Source organism: Sulfuricella sp. T08, assembly GCF_000971475.1.
Classification (GTDB): Bacteria; Pseudomonadota; Gammaproteobacteria; order Burkholderiales; family Sulfuricellaceae; genus Sulfuricella.
This window is the reverse complement of sequence record NZ_DF967546.1, coordinates 1-1166: the sequence shown is the minus strand read 5'-3', so window position 1 is coordinate 1166 and position 1166 is coordinate 1. Positions and strand designations below refer to the sequence as shown.

At 55.7% G+C, this 1166-nt stretch carries 1 protein-coding gene; it reads left to right on the top strand.

The window, feature by feature from the left end; genetic code table 11:
• Window positions 1-65: 65 nt before the first annotated feature.
• On the top strand, window positions 66-1022 hold the full coding sequence (locus tag SCT_RS12065) for an IS5 family transposase (protein WP_059423364.1): 957 nt from the start codon (window positions 66-68) through the stop codon (window positions 1020-1022).
• Window positions 1023-1166: the final 144 nt, after the last annotated feature.

Here is a 1166-nt window from a genome sequence, read left to right as displayed (position 1 = left end):
GGAAGCCCTGAACAAGTTCCTGAACCTGTAAAATAGCGGACATCATCAATCGACTGAAATTGCCCATGAAACAACTCAGTTTTGCAGCCCGTGAATTTGCCAAGAAGCCCAAGCAGACGCGACGGGAGAAGTTTCTGCTGGAAATGGACGCGGTGGTGCCGTGGTCACGATTGATGTCGGTGATCGAGCCGCATTATCCCAAAGCAGGGAATGGCCGTCGGCCTTATGAGTTGCCCACGATGTTGCGCATCCACTTCATGCAACAGTGGTTCGGCTACTCCGATGCCACGATGGAAGAAGCGCTGCACGAAGTGCCATTGCTGCGGCACTTCGCCGGACTGGATGCCGGCACGGATACGATGCCCGACGAAACCACGATCCTGAACTTCCGCCACCTGCTGGAGCGCCATTCTCTATCGAGCGCCCTGTTTGCCGAGGTCAACGGTCTATTGCTGGAACGGGGCCTGCTGTTGCGTGAAGGCACGACCGTTGACGCCACCCTGATTGCAGCACCGCCCTCGACCAAGAACAGGGAAGGCAAGCGTGATCCCGAGATGAGTCAAACCAAGAAAGGCAACCAGTGGTACTTCGGCATGAAGGCGCACATTGGTGTGGATGACGAGAGTGGCCTGGTACATAGCCTGATCGGCACCACTGCCAAGGTCTCCGACATGTCACAATTTACCCAGTTGCTCCATGGTGAAGAAGAACGTGTCAGTGCGGATCGGGGCTATGACTATCCGCAGATACACCGCCACCTGCAAGAGAACCTGATCGAGGACTGGGTCGCGCTCAAAGGCAAACCCGGAAAGGGCTTGAGTGCCTGGGCACAAGGACTCAACCATGCGATTGCCCAAGTGCGCGCCATCGGAGAACATCCGTTCCGGATATTGAAACGGCAGTTTGGTTATACCCAGGTTCGCTATCGCGGGCTGGCCAAGAACACCGCACAGCTCTTCACCCTGTTTGCGCTGGGTAATCTGTTTCAGGTCAGGCGCGCCTTACTGGCGCCAAGGGCGTAGTCCGCCCGGAAAACGGTAAATCACCTGAAAATCGGGTGATTCCGGGACGAATCGGGCTGTTTCAGGCTAATTCCGGTGGAAAAAAGCCTGATGCCGCAATATGTTTAATTCGAGGTCCTGAATGATGACTTGTTCAGGGCTTCC